Source organism: Brevibacterium jeotgali (assembly GCF_900169175.1).
Classification (GTDB): Bacteria; Actinomycetota; Actinomycetes; order Actinomycetales; family Brevibacteriaceae; genus Brevibacterium; species Brevibacterium jeotgali.
On sequence record NZ_FXZM01000008.1, the window covers coordinates 108896 to 127654 of the forward strand.

General features: G+C 69.0%; 15 protein-coding genes. 5 read left to right on the forward strand and 10 right to left on the reverse strand.

The annotated features are described in order from the left end of the window. Window positions 1–32 precede the first annotated feature (32 nt). The 3 genes from glmS to BJEO58_RS09375 all read right to left on the reverse strand — a co-directional run bounded on the left by glmS (window position 33) and on the right by BJEO58_RS09375 (window position 3751). The gene (gene glmS / locus BJEO58_RS09365) at window positions 33–1907 is read right to left on the reverse strand and encodes a glutamine--fructose-6-phosphate transaminase (isomerizing) (protein WP_101589210.1); all 1875 of its coding nucleotides are present in this window, start codon (window positions 1905–1907) and stop codon (window positions 33–35) included. A gap of 165 nt (window positions 1908–2072) precedes the next feature. After that, window positions 2073–3032, reverse strand: coding sequence for an arsenic resistance protein (locus tag BJEO58_RS09370; protein WP_101589275.1), 960 nt, complete (start codon window positions 3030–3032; stop codon window positions 2073–2075). 113 nt (window positions 3033–3145) lie between these two features. After that, a complete protein-coding gene (locus BJEO58_RS09375; RefSeq protein ID WP_101589211.1) occupies window positions 3146–3751 on the reverse strand; it encodes a TetR family C-terminal domain-containing protein in 606 nt (201 codons plus the stop codon). Between the two features lie 74 nt (window positions 3752–3825). On the opposite strand from BJEO58_RS09375, the gene BJEO58_RS09380 reads away from it, so the two are divergent. Beyond that, complete coding sequence (locus tag BJEO58_RS09380; protein ID WP_101589212.1) at window positions 3826–4233, forward strand: VOC family protein; 408 nt, start codon at window positions 3826–3828, stop codon at window positions 4231–4233. 15 nt (window positions 4234–4248) lie between these two features. On the opposite strand, the gene BJEO58_RS09385 is transcribed toward BJEO58_RS09380, so the two are convergent. Genes BJEO58_RS09385 through BJEO58_RS09395 form a run of 3 tightly spaced genes read right to left on the reverse strand, consistent with a single transcriptional unit; the run spans window position 4249 to window position 5515 of the window. Further along, on the reverse strand, window positions 4249–4569 hold the full coding sequence (locus tag BJEO58_RS09385; protein ID WP_101589213.1) for a DMT family transporter: 321 nt from the start codon (window positions 4567–4569) through the stop codon (window positions 4249–4251). Next, window positions 4566–4934 (reverse strand): DMT family transporter, encoded by a 369-nt coding sequence (locus BJEO58_RS09390; protein WP_101589214.1) that lies wholly within the window; start codon window positions 4932–4934, stop codon window positions 4566–4568. Before BJEO58_RS09390 ends, BJEO58_RS09385 begins: the two co-directional genes overlap by 4 nt. Continuing rightward, window positions 4934–5515, reverse strand: a complete 582-nt coding sequence (locus tag BJEO58_RS09395) for a TetR/AcrR family transcriptional regulator (RefSeq protein ID WP_101589215.1) — start codon at window positions 5513–5515, stop codon at window positions 4934–4936. Before BJEO58_RS09395 ends, BJEO58_RS09390 begins: the two co-directional genes overlap by 1 nt. A gap of 87 nt (window positions 5516–5602) precedes the next feature. Here BJEO58_RS09395 and coaA point away from each other — a divergent pair, with 87 nt between their 5' ends. After that, window positions 5603–6649: a type I pantothenate kinase gene (coaA, locus tag BJEO58_RS09400; protein ID WP_101589216.1), complete on the forward strand. Its 1047-nt coding sequence runs from the start codon at window positions 5603–5605 to the stop codon at window positions 6647–6649. Between the two features lie 142 nt (window positions 6650–6791). Next, window positions 6792–8669, forward strand: a complete 1878-nt coding sequence (locus tag BJEO58_RS09405) for an ABC transporter ATP-binding protein (protein WP_101589217.1) — start codon at window positions 6792–6794, stop codon at window positions 8667–8669. A gap of 20 nt (window positions 8670–8689) precedes the next feature. On the opposite strand, the gene glmM is transcribed toward BJEO58_RS09405, so the two are convergent. The 3 genes from glmM to rplM form a co-directional block, all read right to left on the reverse strand. After that, window positions 8690–10054, reverse strand: a complete 1365-nt coding sequence (gene glmM / locus BJEO58_RS09410) for a phosphoglucosamine mutase (protein ID WP_101589218.1) — start codon at window positions 10052–10054, stop codon at window positions 8690–8692. 189 nt (window positions 10055–10243) lie between these two features. Then, on the reverse strand, window positions 10244–10741 hold the full coding sequence (rpsI, locus tag BJEO58_RS09415) for a 30S ribosomal protein S9 (protein ID WP_101589219.1): 498 nt from the start codon (window positions 10739–10741) through the stop codon (window positions 10244–10246). Window positions 10742–10774: 33 nt separating this feature from the next. After that, the gene (gene rplM, locus BJEO58_RS09420) at window positions 10775–11218 is read right to left on the reverse strand and encodes a 50S ribosomal protein L13 (protein WP_101589220.1); all 444 of its coding nucleotides are present in this window, start codon (window positions 11216–11218) and stop codon (window positions 10775–10777) included. 263 nt (window positions 11219–11481) lie between these two features. On the opposite strand from rplM, the gene BJEO58_RS09425 reads away from it, so the two are divergent. Both BJEO58_RS09425 and BJEO58_RS09430 read left to right on the forward strand, forming a co-directional pair. Next, the gene (locus BJEO58_RS09425) at window positions 11482–13860 is read left to right on the forward strand and encodes a hypothetical protein (protein ID WP_101589221.1); all 2379 of its coding nucleotides are present in this window, start codon (window positions 11482–11484) and stop codon (window positions 13858–13860) included. Further along, window positions 13857–15974 (forward strand): hypothetical protein, encoded by a 2118-nt coding sequence (locus BJEO58_RS09430; protein ID WP_101589222.1) that lies wholly within the window; start codon window positions 13857–13859, stop codon window positions 15972–15974. Before BJEO58_RS09425 ends, BJEO58_RS09430 begins: the two co-directional genes overlap by 4 nt. A 379-nt stretch (window positions 15975–16353) precedes the next feature. On the opposite strand, the gene BJEO58_RS09435 is transcribed toward BJEO58_RS09430, so the two are convergent. Beyond that, a complete protein-coding gene (locus BJEO58_RS09435) occupies window positions 16354–18717 on the reverse strand; it encodes a bifunctional metallophosphatase/5'-nucleotidase (protein ID WP_101589223.1) in 2364 nt (787 codons plus the stop codon). Between the last annotated feature and the right edge of the window lie 42 nt (window positions 18718–18759).

The following is an 18759-nucleotide window of genomic DNA, read 5'->3' on the forward strand; positions in this document are numbered from 1 at the left end:
CGATCACTCGCGGAGTGATCGGCTGCCTGCCCTCACTCGACGGTGACGGACTTCGCCAGGTTGCGCGGCTGGTCGACGTCGAGGTCCTTCGCAGTCGCGAGCTCCATCGCGAAGACCTGCAGCGGCACGGTCGCCAGCAGCGGTGCCAGCAGCGTCGTCGTCTCCGGGACGTAGAAGACCTCGGAGGCGAACTCCTCGACCCCCGTCTCCCCCTCCTCCGCGATGACGACGGCGTTCGCGCCGCGGGCGCGCACCTCCTGGATGTTCGACAGCACTTTCGCGTGCAGCGAATCACGGCCGCGCTGCGACGGGACGACGATGATGACCATCTGGCCCTCGTCGATGAGCGCGATCGGCCCGTGCTTGAGCTCGCCGGCGGCGAAGCCCTCCGCATGGATGTAGGCGAGCTCCTTGAGCTTGAGCGCACCCTCCATCGCGACCGGGTAACCGACGTGGCGTCCGAGGAAGAGCACCGACTGCTCGTGCTTGTGCCGGATCGCGAAGTCCGTGATCTGCTGCTTCGTCCCCTCGAGGATCTGCTCGATCTTGCCGGGGATCGCCTCCAGCTCGGACAGGATCACCTGGATCTCGTCGTTGTACTTGTTGCCGCGCAGCTGAGCCAGGTACAGGCCCAGCAGATAGCAGGCGACGACCTGCGACAGGAACGCCTTCGTCGATGCGACGGCGATCTCCGGGCCGGCGTGCGTGTAGAGCACGCCGTCGGATTCGCGCGGGATCGTCGAGCCGAAGGTATTGCAGATGGCGATGACCTTCGCTCCCTGCTCCCGTGCATGGCGGACGGCCATGACGGTGTCCATCGTCTCGCCGGACTGGGAGATGGCCACCACGAGCGTCTTCTCCGTCACGACGGGATCGCGGTAGCGGAACTCGTGCGCGAGCTCGACCTCGGTGGGGATGCGGCACCAGTGCTCGATCGCGTACTTGGCGACCTGACCCGCATATGCGGCGGTGCCGCAGGCGATGACGACGATCTTGTCGACGGATTTGAGGATCGATTCGTCGATGTTCATCTCCGAGAGCTGAAGACGACCGTCCAGTCCGAACCGACCTCGCAGGGTATCCGCGACCGCCTTCGGCTGATCGTGGATCTCCTTGTCCATGAAGGACGGGAAGCCGCCCTTCTCCGCGGTCGCGGGATCCCAGTCGACCTCGAACGGCTCGCCCTGGACAGGGGCTCCCTCCGCGTCGATGATCTGCACCTGCTCCGGGGTGATCGTCACGATCTGGTTCTGGCCGATCTCCACGGCGCGGCGCGTGTAGTCGATGAAGGCGGCGACATCGGATCCCAGGAAGTTCTCGCCGTCGCCCAGGCCGATGACCAGCGGCGAGTTGAGGCGGGCCGCGACCACGGTGTCCGGAGCGTCCGCGTGCACTGCCAGCAGGGTGAACGCTCCCTCGAGCTGACCGACCGTCACGCGCATGGCCTCGGTCATGTCGCCGGTCCTGCGGTAGTTCGCAGCCAGCTGGTGGGCGGCGACCTCGGTGTCCGTCGCCGAGGAGAACTCGACGCCGTCGGCCACGAGGTCCCGCTTGAGCTGCGCGTAGTTCTCGATGATGCCGTTGTGGATGAGTGCGAGCTTCCCACCGTCCGCGAGGTGGGGGTGGGCGTTGTCATCGGTCGGTCCGCCGTGGGTCGCCCAGCGGGTGTGGCCGATGCCTGTACGAGCGTCCGGGAGAGGGTCGTCCGTCACCGCATCGAGGAGGTTCGCGAGCTTGCCGGCGCGCTTCTGCGAGGCGAGCCCACCCCCTTCGGGGACGACTGCCACGCCCGCGGAGTCGTATCCGCGGTACTCGAGCCTTCCCAGGCCCTGCAGCAGGACGTCGAGGGCGAGGTGGTCGGCGCTGTTCGCAGCGGCCGACGAGACGTATCCGACGATTCCACACATAGGAGAAAGCGTAGCGGTACCAGTCCCCTGCCCTCTGCATTCCACATCACAGTGTCCGGACAGCGCCCGGATCGGAAGAGGAATCGCGGTCTCCTCCTCGCTTCCTCCTCCTCGCACTGCGCCTCCGCCCTCCCTCGCCGTCCGGTCGTCACCGCAGGCGAACCGTCATCGCCGTCGGCCCGGGATCAGCCGCGGGATGAGGACGATGAGCACGACCATGACGAGCAGCTCGACGAGAGTCTGGGTGACGACCACGAGCGGCGCGAGGTCGAACTCCGCAGGCAGGGCAAGGACGAGCGGGAGCACGACCAGCGAGTTCCGGGTCACGCCGCTGAACACGATCGCCCGCCGTCCCGCCGTGTCCACGCCGCCCAGTCGACCGGCGGCCATGCCGATGGGCACCATGACGGCGGCGAAGAGGATGTAGACGGGGATCACGCGCAGCAGTGAGCCGAGCTGCGCGCCCACGCCCGCGACCTGGGAGGCGACCACGACCGCGAGGGTGGCCACCATGAGCGGCACCATCGCACCGGTCGCGGTCTGCACCACGACTCGTCCTGCGCGTGTGCGGGCGGCGCACTGCGTCAGCGCGGCCGCGGCCAGGGGGATGAGGATGATGAGCACGAACGCCTCGACGAAGGGCGCGAACTCGACAGCGGCGACGAACTCGGCGCCGACGAACAGCCAGAGGTGCAGCGGCAGCAGCAGCATCTGGCCGAGCATCAGCAGGGGTGTGGCTGCCAGCAGGCGCTGCTCGTCACCACCGGCCAGCCCCGCGAACACGATGACATAGTCGATGCACGGGGTCAGGAGCACGAACAGCACGCCGACCAGCAGGACCTGGTCGTCGGCCACGATCCGTGACAGCACCCAGACCACCACCGGGACCGCGAGGAAGTTCACCACCAGGATGGTCATGACGAAGCGCCAATCGCGGATCGCCGGTCCGAACCGGCCGAAGGGGACGCCGAGGAAGGTGACATAGAGCAGCAGCGCCAGAACCGGGAGGATCGCCGCCTCCGCAGGACCGGCCGCGGCGGGCAGGAGCAGCCCCGCGCATGCACCCAGAGCAAGACCCACCAGATACAACGATGCCTGATGGGTCTCCATCCACTGCACGGTCATCTTCTGCACTGCGCGGTCATCCTCTGCACTGCGCTGTCACCGTCTGCACTGCGCTGTCACCGTCTGCACTGGGCGGTCATCCGCATCTGGTCTCCTCGCGTCACGGTGCGCTCTCAGGCCATTCTCCCTGAGGTCTGATCGGCCTGGAGGACAGCCGCCAGAAGTCGGTCCAGCACCTGGTGGGATCGCTCTCGTGCCAGGTCCGCGTCCGTATGCTGAGCAGTCCAGAGCGCAGCCTCATTCATCGCACCGGAGAGCTGTGCGGTCACCGCCTCGAGAAGCTCCTCGGCGACCCCGACGTCCCGCAGGACCTCCTTCAGGTGTGCCGCGGAGTTCTCTGCGTCGAGCCGCCGCCACTCCTGCCAGCCGATCACCGCCGGCGCGTCGATGAGCAGGATCCGCACAGCGGAGCCGGCGGTGACCGCATCGAGGAACGCATGCGCGCCCGCCTTCAGCTGGTCGCTCGGCTCCGTCCCGGCACTCTCCGCTGCCTCCATGACCGCCTCGGCGACCTGCCGCTGCAGCTGGGCCGCGACCTCGCGGAACAGCCCTGCCTTGCTCCGGTAGTGGTGGTAGACGGCCCCTCTCGTCACACCGGCGACCTGGGCGACGTCGACCAGTGAAACATCAGCGAAGCCCCGAGACGCGAACAGCTCACCGGCCGAGGCCAGGACCAGCCGGGCGGTGCGTGCGGCGTCGGCTGCTGTGGCGCGGGGCATGAGCACTTCCTTTACGTACAGGCGGTATGTATCCTGATCGAGCTACATACTCAGTGTACGTAAAGGAGATGCCGATGTCCCCCACCAGCTTCTACCCGGTCCTCACGACCACCGACGTCGCCGGCACCGCCGCCTTCTACCGGAGAGCGCTCGGCTTCGAGACGACGTTCGACTCCGAGTGGTACGTCAGCCTGCGCCTGGGCGCATTCGAGCTGGCAGTCCTCTCCCATGACCACGCCACGATCCCCGAGCCGCACCGGGCCCTCCCCCACGGCCTGATCCTGAACCTGGAAGTGGACGACGTCGACGAAGCCCACCGCAGGCTCACCGAAGAAACCGGTCTGGAACCGATCCTGGCGCTGCGCGACGAGGATTTCGGCCAACGGCACTTCATCGTCGCGGCACCCGACGGCGTCCTCCTCGATGTCATCCAGCCGATCGCACCCAGCGCCGACTTCGCGGACCTCTATGCCGGCGGCTGAGTCACGTCGCAGCAGTCAGGCCGCGCCGGTCTCCACCAGCAGCACGCCGCCCACGATGAGCACGATGCCGAGTCCGCTCAGCCAGGTGAAGGGCTCTGCGAAGAGGATCCGACCCAGCACTGCGGTGAGAGAGACGCCCACCGCTGACCAGATGCCGTACGCCACGCCGAGCGGCATGCCCTGGGCGAGCACGAGGGCGAGCATGGAGAAGGCACCCGCGTAGAAGACCCCGACGGCGATGTACCAGGACCGCGAGCCGTGGGCCCCCATCCGCAGGGCGAGGGTGCCGACGACCTCGAGCACGATCGCACCCGCCAGCAGCAGCCACGCCGTCATGCGTCGACCGTCCCGCATCCGCGTCGCCGCACAGGCAGGGTGCTGCCCACCTCGACGCACAGCACGCCGGCCGCGATCAGCAGGATGCCGATCCCCATGACCGGGGTGAAGGGCTCCGCGAAGACGACTGCCGAGAGGATCGCGGTGAGTGCGACGCCGGCCGCAGCCCAGCTGCCGTACGCGACACCCAGAGGCATCCCCGTCCGCAGCGCCAGTGCGAGCAGGACGAATGCGCCCACGTATGCGGCACCGGTCAGGAGGAACAGCCAGGGGACCTCCAGCGCCGCCTTCAGGGACAGAGAGCCGGCGACCTCCAGGACCACGGCGAAGGCCAGCGCGGTCCATCCGCGAGCGCGGGCGCTCATCAGCTGCCCGCAGGTCGGTCGGAAGGCGGTGCGGCAGAGGGGCCCGGTTCACCGCCGGGACTCTGCGGCTCGACGGTGAGGCTCAGTGCCACCTCCAGGACGTCGGCCAAGTCGTCGTGGGAGAAGGAGACGACCCCCAGCGCGCGGTCGAACCACGCCCCGTCTGCGGCGAGTCGTGCCGCGCGGTACCGCGCCCGGTCCGCTGGCGACGCGTCGATGACCTCACCGATCCACGGCGAGAGCGTGCTGTCCCACAGCGCGACGAGCTGCACGGACAGCTTCGCATCGGCCAGCAGTGCGAGGTCGCTCGCGTCGATGTCCTCGGTCATCGTGTACCGGATGTACGCGCGCAGGCGCTCCACCGGCGACGGGGACTCTCCCGCGTACCTCCGCAGTCCGTCCAGCCAGCGCAGTGCGACGTGCTCCACGACCGCGACGGCGAGCACCTCCTTCGTCCGGAAGTGGTGGACGAGCCCGGGCTTCGTGAGTCCGGCACGCGATGCCACGGCGTCCAGCGTGAGCGGGTCGCCGCACCGCAGAACCTCGAGCGCACCGTCGAGAATCGCATCCCTCGTCGTCATACCCGCGAACCTACCGTCCGTATGGTAGGTGTGTCACCAGGTGACCACGAGACGTCCCTCACGTCCGCCCGTGGAACAATCGTGGACATGGTTGCGAATGCCGACGAGTCCCACGTCTCCGATGCCGCCCGCAGGCTCGCCGGACTGCGGCCCGCTCCCCGCCAGGACTCCGAGAGCGCCCAGTCCCCGTACTGGCACTTCACGCGCGAGCAGTGGTCACGCCTGTCGGATTCGACCCCGCTTCCGCTCACCACGTCAGACGTCGCACGGCTGCGCGGTCTGGGCGAGCGCATCGACATCGATGAGGTGGAGACCGTCTACCTCCCTCTGTCGCGCCTGCTCAACCTCTATTCGGCCGCGCGCGGCCAGAAGCACGACGTCACCCGCAAGTTCCTCTCACCCCTGCGGAACGAAGGCTTCGAGCCCGCTCCCCAGCGCACGCCGTTCGTCATCGGAGTCGCCGGCTCCGTGGCAGTGGGCAAGTCGACGACGGCACGTCTGCTGCGTGAGATGCTCGCCCGCTGGTCCGACACCCCGCGCGTCGAGCTCCTCACCACCGATGGGTTCCTCTTCCCCAACGCTGAACTGGAACGCAGGGGACTGAGTGGGCGCAAGGGCTTCCCGGAGTCCTACGACCGCCGCGCCCTGCTGCGGTTCATGGCAGCGGTGAAATCCGGTGCCAGAGAAGTCCGGGCCCCCGTCTACTCGCACCACACGTACGACATCGTCCCCGGCGCCAGCATCACGGTCCGCCGCCCCGACATCCTCATCGTCGAGGGGCTGAACGTCCTCCAGCCGCCGCGCCCCCGCGCAGACGGAAAGCTGGGGGTCGCGGTGAGCGACTACTTCGACTTCTCCATCTACGTCGACGCGGCCTCTGCGGACGTCCGCTCCTGGTACATCAGCCGATTCCTCCGCCTCAAGCACGGCGCCTTCACCGACCCGGACTCGTTCTTCCACCGCTACTCGCAGCTGAGCGACACCGAGGCCCGGGACCTCGCGACAGAGATCTGGGACTCCATCAACTCCCCCAACCTCCACCAGAACGTCATGCCGTCCCGCGGTCGCGCGGATCTGCTGCTGCGGAAGGCCTCGGACCACTCCGTGGCGCGCATACAGCTGCGCAAGCTCTGAGCGGAGCTGGGCCCCGTCCGCGCCCCTCCACTCGCTGCCCGCACGTGCTGCCCGCATCGCCCGCTCCACGCTGCGGAAATGAAACCGCAGACGATGGTGTTGCACGTCGGGTGCGCGCTCCGCGTGCACGGAGGGAGGCCCCATGAGTATGCCCAGTCCGCACATGATGATGCGACGGCAGACGAGCAGCGCACGCCAGGGCGGCGCCGCCCGCAAGGTCCGCATCGACCGGCCGACGATCCGGCGGATCATCGGCTTCGCAGGACGCCAGAAGGGCCGCCTCATCGGCTTCCTCCTGCTGTCCGTGCTGGTCAGCGTCGTCGGCGTGATCACCCCCGTGCTCTCCGGCAACGTGGTCAATGCGATCACGGCAGGCGGGCCCGTGAGCACGATCGGCTGGCTCGCCGCAGGCATCGCGGGCCTCGCGATCGCGGAGGCGATCCTCACGATCGTCAACCGCTGGCTGTCCTCACATGTGGGCGAGGGCCTCATCTTCGACCTGCGCACGGCCGTCTACGACCACGTCCAGACGATGCCCATCGCATTCTTCAACCGCACCCGCACCGGCGCCCTGGTCTCCCGCCTCAACACCGACGTGATCGGCGCGCAGCGGGCGTTCTCCAACACGCTCTCCGGCGTCGTGTCCAACATCGTCTCCCTCGCCCTCACGGTGGGCGTCATGGTGACGATCTCGTGGCAGGTCACCGTCCTGTCGATCCTTCTCCTGCCGATCTTCCTCATCCCCGCCCGCACGCTGGGAGACAGGCTCGCGAAGCTCCAGCACGAGGCGGCGGATCACAATGCGGCGATGTCCACGCGGATGACGGAGCGATTCTCCGCAGGCGGCGCGACGCTCGTGCGCCTGTTCGGCTCCCCTGCGCACGAATCGTCTCAGTTCGCCGAACGAGCCGGCAGAGTCCGCGACATCGGCGTGCGCGTCGCGATGCTGCAGGCCACCTTCGTCACGGCGCTGACGCTGGTGAGCGCGCTGGCGCTGGCACTCGTCTACGGACTGGGCGGCTGGCAGGCGGTCACCGGCTCGCTGGACGCCGGTCAGGTCGTCACACTCGCGATGCTGCTCACCCGCCTCTACGGCCCGCTCACGATGCTGGCGAACGCTCGCATGGACATCATGAGCGCAGTGGTGAGTTTCCAGCGCGTCTTCGAGGTGCTGGACCTCGTGTCACTCATCCGGCCGCCCGCCGAACCCACCCCGCTGCCGTCCGGCGCGCTGTCCGTCGCGTTCCGCGACGTGCGCTTCGCGTACCCCTCCGCGAACGAGGTCTCGCTCGCGTCGCTCGAGGAGGTCGCCGTCCTGGACGAGAGAGGCGGCACGGAGGTGCTGCACGGCATCGACGTCGAGGTCCCCGCAGGACGCACCGTCGCCCTCGTCGGCTCGTCCGGCGCCGGCAAGTCGACCATCGCGTCGCTCGTGCCGCGCCTCTACGACGTGACCGACGGTGCCGTGCAGCTGGGCGGCGTCGATGTCCGCGACCTGTCGTTCGAGGACCTCCAGCGCGCTGTGGGGATGGTGACCCAGGACGGCCACCTCTTCCACGAGTCGATCCGCGACAACCTCCTCATCGCGAAGGCGGACGCCACCGACGACGAGCTGGAGTCCGCAGTGCATCGGGCACGCCTGACCGCGGTGCTCGCGAACCTCCCGGACGGCCTGGACACCGTGATCGGCGAACGCGGGTACCGCCTGTCCGGCGGTGAACGTCAGCGACTCACGATCGCCAGACTCCTGCTCGCGTCACCGCCCGTCGTCATCCTCGACGAGGCGACCAGCGCGCTCGACTCGACGAACGAGGCGGCGATCCAGCAGGCACTGGGCGAGGCGATGGAAGGGCGGACGGCCCTCGTCATCGCCCACCGTCTGTCGACCATCAAGGCCGCGGACGAGATCCTCGTGATCGAGGACGGACAGGTCTCCGAACGCGGTGGACACGCGGACCTGCTCGCACGCGGCGGGCGCTACGCGGAGCTCTACCGCACGCAGTTCAGCCAGGACCGCTGAGCGCCTCACCGCTGAGCGGCTCAGAGCGCCAGACGCTCCCCCACCACGGCGGCGAGGCGCTGAGCCTGGGTCTGGGCGACGTCCTGAGTAGCGGCCTCGACCATGACACGGATGACGGGTTCGGTTCCCGACGCGCGCAGCAGCACGCGCCCGGTCTCACCGAGCTCCTCCTCCACCGCTGCGATCTCCGCCTGGACCGCGGTGTCTGCGCCCGAAGCCGTCTTGTCGACACCCTTGACGTTGATGAGGACCTGCGGGAGCTTCGGGACCTCGGCCGCCAGATCCGCGAGCGTCCTCTTCGTGGAGGCCATGCGGTGCATGAGGTGCAGAGCGGTCTGGACTCCGTCGCCGGTCGTGCCGTGCTCCAGGAGCAGCACGTGTCCTGACTGCTCACCACCCAGGGAGTAGCCGCCCTTGAGCATGCGCTCGAGCACGTAGCGGTCGCCCACGGCAGTCTCCTCGATCGCGATGCCGCGCTTCTCCATCGCCAGGCGCAGGCCCAGGTTCGACATGACGGTGACGACGAGTGTGTCGTCCGCGAGGGTCCCGGCCTCCTTCATCCCCAGCGCGAGGATGCCCATGACCTGGTCGCCGTCGACTTCGCGGCCCAGCGAGTCCACCGCCAGGCAGCGGTCCGCATCGCCGTCGAAGGCGACTCCCAGGTCTGCCTGCTGCCCCACGACTGCGGCACGGAGGTTCTCGATGTGGGTCGAGCCGACGCCGTCGTTGATGTTGTAGCCGTTGGGCTCCGCGGCGATGACGATGACCTCCGCCCCCGCCTGTCGCAGAGCGGCGGGTCCGACGACGGCCGCCGCGCCGTGTGCGCAGTCGACGACGACCGTGAGGCCGGACAGCGGGCTCGCATCGGTCTTCTCCCCCAGGCCCCGCACCAGGTGCTCTGTGAACTCGTCTGCGGCGGCGGGGTAGCGCGCGATGCGGCCGACTCCTGCCCCGGTGGGGCGCTCCCACTCCTCATCGAGCAGTGCGAGGATCTCGTCCTCCTGGGAGTCCGTGAGCTTGGTGCCGCCCTGCCCGAAGAACTTGATGCCGTTGTCCGGCATCGCGTTGTGGGAGGCGGAGAGCACGACGCCGAATGCCGCTCCGGTCGCCTTCACCGCGTGGGCGATGCCCGGTGTGGGCAGGATGCCGACGTCCTGGACGTCGACCCCCGTCGAGGCGATGCCCGCCGACGTGGACGCAGCGAGGAACTCACCGCTCACCCGTGTGTCACGACCGACGATCGCGACGGGGCGCTTGCCGAACGGCGCATTCTCTGGGCGGGCGAGCACGCGGCTGCCGGCCACGGCGAGCTGCAGGGCGAGGCGAGCGGTGATGTCACGGTTCGCCAGACCTCTGACGCCATCCGTACCGAAGAGTCGAGACATGTGCACGGGGTCCTTCCTGAGACTTTTCCGCCAGTCTACGGGGCGCGGCGTTCCACACGTGCGCAGCGCCCCTGCTCACGAGCGCGCAGGGAGCGGGGCCGATGTCCCGTGGGACGACGAAGGCCCCCGACCACTGGGGTCGAGGGCCTTCGCGCGATCCGCTCTGCAGAGATCTGCGAGAGCGCGGGATCAGCGCTTGGAGAACTGCGGCGCCTTGCGCGCCTTCTTCAGTCCGGCCTTCTTGCGCTCCGGGACGCGAGCGTCACGGGACAGGTAGCCGGCCTTCTTCAGTTCTGCACGGTTGTTCTCGCGGTCGATCTCGTTGAGCGACCGAGCGATGCCCAGGCGGACTGCTCCGGCCTGGCCCGACGGGCCGCCGCCGCTGATGAGGACGATCACGTCGAAGCGATCCTCCAGATCGAGCAGACGGAAGGGCTCGTTCACGAGCTGCTGGTGCAGCTTGTTCGGGAAGTAGGTCTCCAGGTCACGGCCGTTGATCTTCCATTCGCCCGTGCCCGGCACCAGGCGAACGCGGGCGACAGCCTGCTTGCGGCGGCCCACTGCCGATCCCGGTGCGGTGATCGACTGTCCGCGGCCACCGGCCACGGCTTCGCCCAGGCCAGCGGAGGCCGGGGTCTCTGTGCTGTATTCGGTGAGGTCGACGTCCTCGACTGTGTTCTCTGCCACGATTCTCCTCGGTAAGCTGTTCGACCCGCGCGCTTACTGCGCGACCTGGGTGATCTCGTACGGCTGGGGGTTCTGGGCTGAGTGCGGGTGCTCCGAGCCTGAGTAGACCTTGAGCTTGCGCATCTGCGCCCGACCGAGGCGAGTCTTGGGGATCATGCCGGTGACGGCCTTCTCCACCGCGCGCTCGGGGTGAGTCGCGAGGAGTTCGGCGTAGTTGACGCTCTTGAGGCCACCCGGGTAGTTCGAGTGGCGGTAAGCGCGCTTCTGCTCCAGCTTGGCACCGGTGAGCGCGACCTTGTCGGCGTTCACGATGATCACGAAATCGCCCGAGTCGACGTTCGGCGTGAACGTCGGCTTGTGCTTGCCGCGGAGCAGACGCGCGGTCTGCGAAGCGAGCCGGCCGAGAACGACGTCAGCGGCGTCGATGACATGCCACTGGCGCTGAACATCGCCGGTCTTCAGGGTGTACGTACGCAAAGTTGCCTTCTTACATTCGTCAGTAGTCCTAGGGCCCATACACACCCACTCGCTCGAGTCGTGACGTCGAGTCCGCGGACGGGCCTGTCCTGTGCGCGCTACGCTTCCGACACGGATGACCCACCTGAAACCTGCAACGCGACTAGAGGCTTAGCGAGGAACGTGTGCTGACGTACGCAACGACGCTCAAATCTACCGCATCCCCACATGACCCCGCAAACCCGCCCCAGCCGGCCCGCAGGGTTCGCCGGTAGGCTTGAACGGTGCTCTTCCTCCGTGTGCTCGCGTCCGTCGCCTGCGTCCTGGGCCTCGTCGTCCCGGGCGTCGCCGTCGCGACACCTGCCCAGGCCGTCGGTTCCAGCGCTCCTCCGGCCGCGGGCGAGGCCGCGAGCGGCGTCGTCGTGATCGGCGCGTCCGGCCTCACGCTGTCGGACATCGGACCGGAGCGCACCCCGCACCTCTGGTCGATGGCGGAGGACGGAGCGTCCGCGAACCTCGCCGTCCGCACGCTGACGCCCGCGACCTGCGCGGCTGCGGGCTGGCTGAGCTTCGGCGCAGGTGCGCGGATGCACAGCGTCGACCTCACCCCGGACTGGTTCAGTCCACTGCTCGCCCACACCTCGTGCCCGCGGATGATCGACCCCGTCCCGGACACCGCCGCCGAGGCCCCGGGCGCCGACGATCCCGATGCCGCAGAGGCGTCGGTGGAATCCGACGTCTCCCACGACCCCGACGTCCCCGCCGGCACGCCGGTCGCGGCCGGCCCCGCCACCTTCGAGGACTTCGACCGGGTCCTCGCCGCGAACGCGGGCTCGGGCTACAGCGCTGATCCGGGTGTCTTCACCCGCTCCGCGGACAGCGACGACTGGTGCACGGCGGCCTACGGCAGGGGCGCAGCATACGCGGCGGCGGACGAGGAGGGCCGCGTGACGACCTGGGCCCCGACCACGAGCCTGGTCACCGATCCGACCAAAGCCTCGGCGGGCGAGGACAGCGCACAGATCCTCGACGCCTGCGCGCTCACCCTCATCGACGCGGGCACCGCGGCGGACCCCACCTGGGAGCCGAACGCGTGGCACGCGTGGAACGACGAGTCGCTGGGCCGCACGCGCACCGGACAGATCGCGGCGCTGGATGCCCGCGTCGGCCGGATCCTCGAGCAGACGCCGGACTCCTCCGACATCATCGTCGCGGGCCTGGGCGATGCCGACCACCCCTCGCGCCTGCGTGCGGTGATCGCCACGGGCCCGTCCTATGAGCCCGGCACACTGCGCTCCTCGTCGACCCGTCAGCCGGGCCTCGTGCAGCTCACCGACGTGCTCCCGGCCGCGATCGGTGAGATCGGACTCGAGTCAGCGGGGGTCTCTCCCGCGAGCTTCGTCGTCGATCCCTCCGACGACGCCGCCTCCCGGATGAACGCTCTGGTCGCGGACTCCCGCAAGGCGGGGACGGTCCACACGCACGCGCAGACCTTCAGCGTCCTCCTCGACGTCATCCACTACGCGCTCACGATCGCGCTGGCGATCCTGCTGCTGACGCCCGTCGTCCGCACGCTGCGGACGAAGACTCCCCGCACGCTGGCCGCCCTGCGGACATACGGCGCATGGACGTGCTTCACGATCGGGCTGCTGCCGATGGCGGGCTTCGTGGCCGGGATCCTGCCGTGGGGCCGCCTGCCGGCCCCCGGGTGGGGACTCACCGGTGCGATCGCGCTGGGCACGGCGGCGCTCCTGGCCGTGTCCGTCGCAGGACCGTGGCGGCGCACCTGGCAGGGCCGCGTGGCGGCCGTCTCACTGGTGTCCGCCGTCGTGCTCGTCGTCGATGTCGCGCTGGGATCCCGCCTGCAGTTCAACGCTCTCATGGGGTACAACCCGATCGTCGCGGGCCGCTTCTACGGACTCGGCAATCAGGGCGCCGCGCTCTTCCTCACGGCGGCGCTCCTGGGTCTGGGCATCGTCTCATCGCGCCTGGTCGACGCGGGCAGGGCCGTGACGGCACGTCTGCTGGTCGCAGGATTCGCCGTCGTGTCCGTCATCGTCCTGGGCAACCCTGCATGGGGTGCGAAGTTCGGCGGCACGGTCGCCGCGATCGTCGGCTTCACCGTCCTGCTGCTGTCCCTCTTCCGGATCCGCGTGAGCATCCTGCGACTGGTGCTCATCGGGGCGGGCGCGCTCACGATCATCGTGGGCGTCGCGGGACTGGACTATCTGCGACCGCCCGCCGAGCGCTCGCACTTCGGCAACTTCTTCGGCCAGGCCCTCGATGGCCAGCTCCTCGACGTCATCGCCCGCAAGCTGGAAGCGAACCTGAGGATCATCGTCATCAATCCGGCGCTCGCGATCGTCGTGCCGCTGGCCGTCTTCACGGTCCTCTTCAGTCTGGCGTACCTGCAGCGCTACACGGCCACCGCGGGACTCGCACGCCCCTGGGCGCACACACTGCCGCCGGCGCTCGCGCACCCCACCGTCCATGCGGGCTTCCTGTCCGCGGCCATCGCTCTGGGTGTGGGGCTCGTCATCACCGATTCCGGCGTCGCGGTCCCCGCGACCGGAGCCATGATGCTCGTACCGATGCTCGTCGTCATGAGCGTGGGCATCGACCGTGAGAGGTCGTCCACGATGACGCCCGAGGCCCTCCGATGAGGCGCGCGATCGCGGCGGTGTGGGCCATCATCCTCCTCCTCGCGCTGACTGCCGCCCCCGCGCTTGCGGCCGGTCCACCGGCGCAGCCGCCCAACCCCGAGCAGGACGAGGCGAGTGCTCACCCCGTCGTCCTGCTGGGATTCGCCGGCCTGACCTTCGAGGACCTCGATCCGAACCGGACGCCGCACCTGTGGCGGCTCATCGACGAGAGCGCCGTCGGCTCGCTCACCCCTCGTTCCGTGCGCGACACCAGCTGCGCGGCGGACGGGTGGCTAGCCCTGAGCTCCGGACGGCGCGCAGCGGATGAGCCCCGGCCCACGTGCCGCGTGCTGCAGGAGCCGATCGGCGGGTGGGTGCCCGACTGGGACGTGTACCTGGACCAGGCCGCGGAGGACAACTACACGCCGGCAGTCGGAACACTCACCGAGGCGGTGGAGGCGGCCGACGCCCGCGTCACGGGGATCGGTCCCGGCGCTGCGATCGGCACCGCGCGGTCGGACGGGCGCACCGAGGACTGGCAGCCCCTGCGCGAGCCCGGTGAGGTGGGTGAGCAGGTGACGGCGGCCGCGGGGACGTCGGACATCGTGCTCGTCGACCTCGGAAGCGTGTACTCGCCCGGGCAGTCCGTCACGGGCATCGACGAAGCCGTCGGCGAGGTCCTCGCAGCGACCGACGGGCTGCCTGCCGCCCAGTCCCCCACCCTCATCGCCGCCTCGATCGCCGATGCCCGCACCGATGATTCGCGGATGCAGTTCGCCGCCGTGCGCGGCGGGATCGGTGCCGGCGGACCGCTGGGCGGCGACGGATCGTCACAGCTGATCACGTCGTCATCCACGCGGCAGCCCGGGCTCGTGCAGGTCACGGACCTCACCCCCACGCTCCTCGCGTCCGCGGGCGTCACGGGGGCCGGCGGGTTCGCGGGCGCTCCCGTGTCGTTCGTCGACGGCCCCGCCGATGCCGCGGACAAGCAGCAGAGGATGATCGACCGGCAGACCGCCGTCCTCACGCAGGAGAACGTCTCCGCCTGGTTCTATGCCGCGTGGGGGATCCTCCTCGCGGGCCTGCTGGTGACGTGCTCCGTGATCGTCAGGAGGCGCGGACCGCGGAGGGCGGCGAACATCATGCGGGTCGGAGGACTGCTCGGAGCCGCACTGCCCATCTCCACGTTCCTCGTCAACGTACTGCCGTGGGAGCGCTGGCCGTCCGCGGACGTCGCGATGCTGGGCGGGGTCGCCGGGTGGGCGATCGTGCTCACCGCGCTCGGATTCCTGGGGCCGTGGCGGAGACTGCCGGGGGGCCCGCTGGGCTTCATCGCCGTCACGACCGTCGGGGTGCTCGCCGTCGACGTCAGCACCGGGTCCTCGCTCCAGATGTCGACGCTGCTGGGAGAACCGCTGCTCATCGCGTCGCGGTTCTACGGGATCGGCAACTCAGCGCTCGCACTGTACTGCACCGCTCTGCTGGTGGGCCTGGGCGTCGTCTGCTCCTGGATGCGACGACGCTGGTCGATCACAGCGGTCGTCGTCTCAGCAGTGCTGGGCTCCTGCGTGCTGCTCGCGACCCCTGGGCTCGGCACCAAGTTCGGTTCCGTGCCCACGCTCCTCCTGGGCACGGCCTTCTTCGCCGTCACCGCCGCAGGCGTGACGATGTCGTGGAGGCGCCTCATGCTGATCGGCGGCGGTGGCGCGGCAGGGCTCATGCTGCTCGTGCTGTTCCTCGACTGGACGCGCCCCACGGACCGGCGGACACACTTCGGGAACTTCTTCGACTCGATCCTCACCGGAGAAGCCGGTGCCGTGCTCCTGCGGAAGATCGGCATGAACATCGACATCCTCACGCAGAGCTGGATGACGATCCTCCTGCCGTTCGCGCTGGCGGCGATTCTGTGGGCCGCCATCTCCCCGAATCGATTCCGCATCCCCCTGCTGGGTGAGTGGTACCGCGAGATGCCGCTGCTGCGCACGTCCGTCATCTCACTGGCCGTGCTGCTGACCGTGGGCACGTTCATCAACGACTCCGGCATCGTCGTGCCGGCCGTCGGCATCCTCTTCCTGGTGCCGGCCCTCACCCACCTCGTCGGGGCGAAGGCGAAGGCACTGCCACTCGACCGGTGAGGCTGAGCGGACGGCTCCCGGCCTGCAGCCGGGTGGTCCCTGCCGGCTGGTCCCTGCCGGCTGGTCCCTGCTGGCTGGTCCTCTGCTGACCAGTCCCCCTCTGGGCCGTCTCCTGCTCGAGTGCGTACGACCTGGTCCGCTCCGCGCGCGTCGGGGCCGAATCGGGCTCACTCACTGGTGCACTCGATATCGCAGGCGGTCGTGGGCAGGAGAATCTGCCGGGAAGCACGGCGAAGGGCCCGCACGTCTCCGTGCGGACCCTTCGTGTGCCGAGGTACCGGTGACGCTGAGGTCCTCACCGGTCAGAGACTCTCATCAGACAGAGGCTCTCACTCCTCAGAGGCCCTGACACATCAGAGACCTCCGTCAAAGACCTCCGTCAGAGGCCCTTGCCGCGCTTGCGGCTGGCTGCCAGTGCTGCACCGCCCGCCGCGACGAGTGCCGCCGCGAGACCGAGGATGCCGCCCAGCTCTGCGCCGGTGCGAGGCAGATCGCCGCTGTCATCGTCGCGGGCCTCGTCGTCGCGACCGTCGTCACCACTGCCGCCGCCGTCGCCGCCGTTGTCACCGTCGTCGCCGTTGTCATCGTCGCGGCCGTCATCGCCACCGCCCTCGCTGTCCTCGTCGCCATCGCCGCCATCGGACCCGTTGTCGTCGCCGTCCTCGCCCGGCTGAGCATCCGTGACGGTGACCGTGAGGTCGAGCGAACGGCTGACCGGCAGCGGGCTGTCATCCCACCATGCGTGCTCCGGATCCGCGACGAGCGTCGCGGTGACCGTGTGCTCACCGGTCGCCACGTCATCGCCGGCTGCGACGGTGAGCTCGCTCTCCGTCGAGCCCTCTGCGATCGCGTCGAGCACCGCGGACTCCACAGTCGTGGCGTTCGCCGCCGTGAACGCGTCCTCAACCCCTGCGAGGTCGGCGGAGAAGCCGTCCGGCAGTTCGAGCGCCAGGTCGAAGGGTCCCTCGATATCGCGCGCGGCCTCGGTCATGAAGGTGAGCCCGACATCGCCGCCCTGCTCGACCTCGATCTCCTCACCGCCCTCATAGGTGAACGACGCCTCGAGATCCTCCGTGCGGATGACGTCGAGAGCGAAGTCCGCCTGACGCTCCTGCGGATCGCCCTCGACGACGTCGCGCGACTCGAAGTAGTTCTCCCAGATCTCGAAATCGGTGAGGCCCGACTGCTGGAACTCGCCCTTCTCGAAGGCGGCGAAGTTGTCGCCGCCGGACGCCAGGAAGCTCAGCGTCGCTACGCGGTACTCCGCGTTCGGGTCGATCGGCTCGCCGTCGACCTCGACGGACACGACGTGCTCGCCGCGCTCCGCATCGGAATCGTAGACGACATCGAGCTCGTCGGAGATGCCCATGTGCAGGAAGGACCGCGACGCGCCGTCCGGCTGCCACTGCTCCTCGATCAGCTGGATGACATCCGCGCCCGTGAGCGTGACGACGCCGTGGTCGTTGGCGAACGGCAGGACCGCGTTGAGCTCGCCCACCGTCACCTCCCCCGGCTCCTCATCGCCGAAGATGTCGTCGACGAGCAGGTCGGTGCGCAGGCCGCCGGGATTCGTCATGCCGAAGTCGGCCTCGTCGAGCTGCGACATCTCCACGCCCTCCTTGAGGGCATCCGCCACGAGGTTGCCCAGCTGGGACTCGGCGCCGCGGTCCTCCGAACCGTCCTCGCTGAACGCACGGGTGATGTCCTCATCGATCGTGCCGACGACCTCGGAGCCGATCTCCTGGGACTTCTCCACCGCGTCCGCGACGATCGCGTCGACCTCATCGACGACCGGAGTGTCGAAGGTCTGATCTGCGGTGTCGAGCAGCTCCTGCTCGTCGACCGCCCAGTCGCCCTCGCCCTCATTGGTGAGCGTGACCTTCCCGACGGTATCGCCGTAGTTGCCCGACTGGACCACAGGGCGCGTGCGCCCGTCCTCACCCGGCACCGGGGCTGCGAAGTTCGCCTGCAGGTGCGAGTGGCCGAAGAACATCGCGTCGATGGAGGGGTCTGCACCCGTCACGACGGAGTTGAACTCCTCGTTCGATCCCAGCGCGGAATCCAGATCGGACACGCTGGCAGGGCCCAGGTGGGCGGCGAGGACCGTGAGGTCCGGCTTCTCGTCGTCCGGCAGCGCCTCGAGCTCCTCTGCCGCGGCGTTGATCCCGGTGACAGGGTCACCGAACTCGATGTCCTCGATGCCGCCGGGACTCACGAGCTGCGCGGTATCCTCCGTCACCGCACCGATGACGCCGATCCGCACGTCGCCCTGCTCGACGATCGTGTACGGGTCGACCCCGTCCGCGATCTCTGTCGTGCCCGCCTTGTAGACGTTCGCACCGACGTTGGCGAAGTCCGTCGCCGGACCGACGCGGTCGCGCAGATCGTCGTAGCCGCGGTCGAACTCGTGGTTGCCCACCGATGCGGAGTCCACGCCGAGCGCGTTGAGCACGTCCATCGTGGGCTTGTCCTCCTGGGAGGAGGACGCGTAGGTGGAGGCGCCGATGTCGTCACCGGCGGTCACGAAGACGGTCTCGCCGTCGAAGGCCGCGCGTTCGCGTTCGACGACGGAGGCGACTTCGTGGCCGGTCTCTGCGATCCGTCCGTGGAAGTCGGTGATGTTGAGCAGCTGGACCTGGGTGCCGGCAGGTGCCTCACCGAATGCGGGCAGCGCCGCCAGGGGCAGCACCATTCCCGTGGCGGCCGCGCCGGCGACCACGCCGCGCAGTAGTGTCTTCTTCATCGTCATCCTCACAACAGACAGTGGGTGTTACGTCCGAGATTC

What these genes read in the sequence shown, in the direction of transcription:
- glmS (WP_101589210.1), bottom strand. Translation starts at nt 1,907, where the DNA reads ATGTGTGGAATCGTCGGATACGTCTCGTCGGCCGCTGCGAACAGCGCC.
- BJEO58_RS09370 (WP_101589275.1), bottom strand. Translation starts at nt 3,032, where the DNA reads ATGACCGTGCAGTGGATGGAGACCCATCAGGCATCGTTGTATCTGGTG.
- BJEO58_RS09375 (WP_101589211.1), bottom strand. Translation starts at nt 3,751, where the DNA reads ATGCCCCGCGCCACAGCAGCCGACGCCGCACGCACCGCCCGGCTGGTC.
- BJEO58_RS09380 (WP_101589212.1), top strand. Translation starts at nt 3,826, where the DNA reads ATGTCCCCCACCAGCTTCTACCCGGTCCTCACGACCACCGACGTCGCC.
- BJEO58_RS09385 (WP_101589213.1), bottom strand. Translation starts at nt 4,569, where the DNA reads ATGACGGCGTGGCTGCTGCTGGCGGGTGCGATCGTGCTCGAGGTCGTC.
- BJEO58_RS09390 (WP_101589214.1), bottom strand. Translation starts at nt 4,934, where the DNA reads ATGAGCGCCCGCGCTCGCGGATGGACCGCGCTGGCCTTCGCCGTGGTC.
- BJEO58_RS09395 (WP_101589215.1), bottom strand. Translation starts at nt 5,515, where the DNA reads ATGACGACGAGGGATGCGATTCTCGACGGTGCGCTCGAGGTTCTGCGG.
- coaA (WP_101589216.1), top strand. Translation starts at nt 5,603, where the DNA reads ATGGTTGCGAATGCCGACGAGTCCCACGTCTCCGATGCCGCCCGCAGG.
- BJEO58_RS09405 (WP_101589217.1), top strand. Translation starts at nt 6,792, where the DNA reads ATGAGTATGCCCAGTCCGCACATGATGATGCGACGGCAGACGAGCAGC.
- glmM (WP_101589218.1), bottom strand. Translation starts at nt 10,054, where the DNA reads ATGTCTCGACTCTTCGGTACGGATGGCGTCAGAGGTCTGGCGAACCGT.
- BJEO58_RS09430 (WP_101589222.1), top strand. Translation starts at nt 13,857, where the DNA reads ATGAGGCGCGCGATCGCGGCGGTGTGGGCCATCATCCTCCTCCTCGCG.
- BJEO58_RS09435 (WP_101589223.1), bottom strand. Translation starts at nt 18,717, where the DNA reads ATGAAGAAGACACTACTGCGCGGCGTGGTCGCCGGCGCGGCCGCCACG.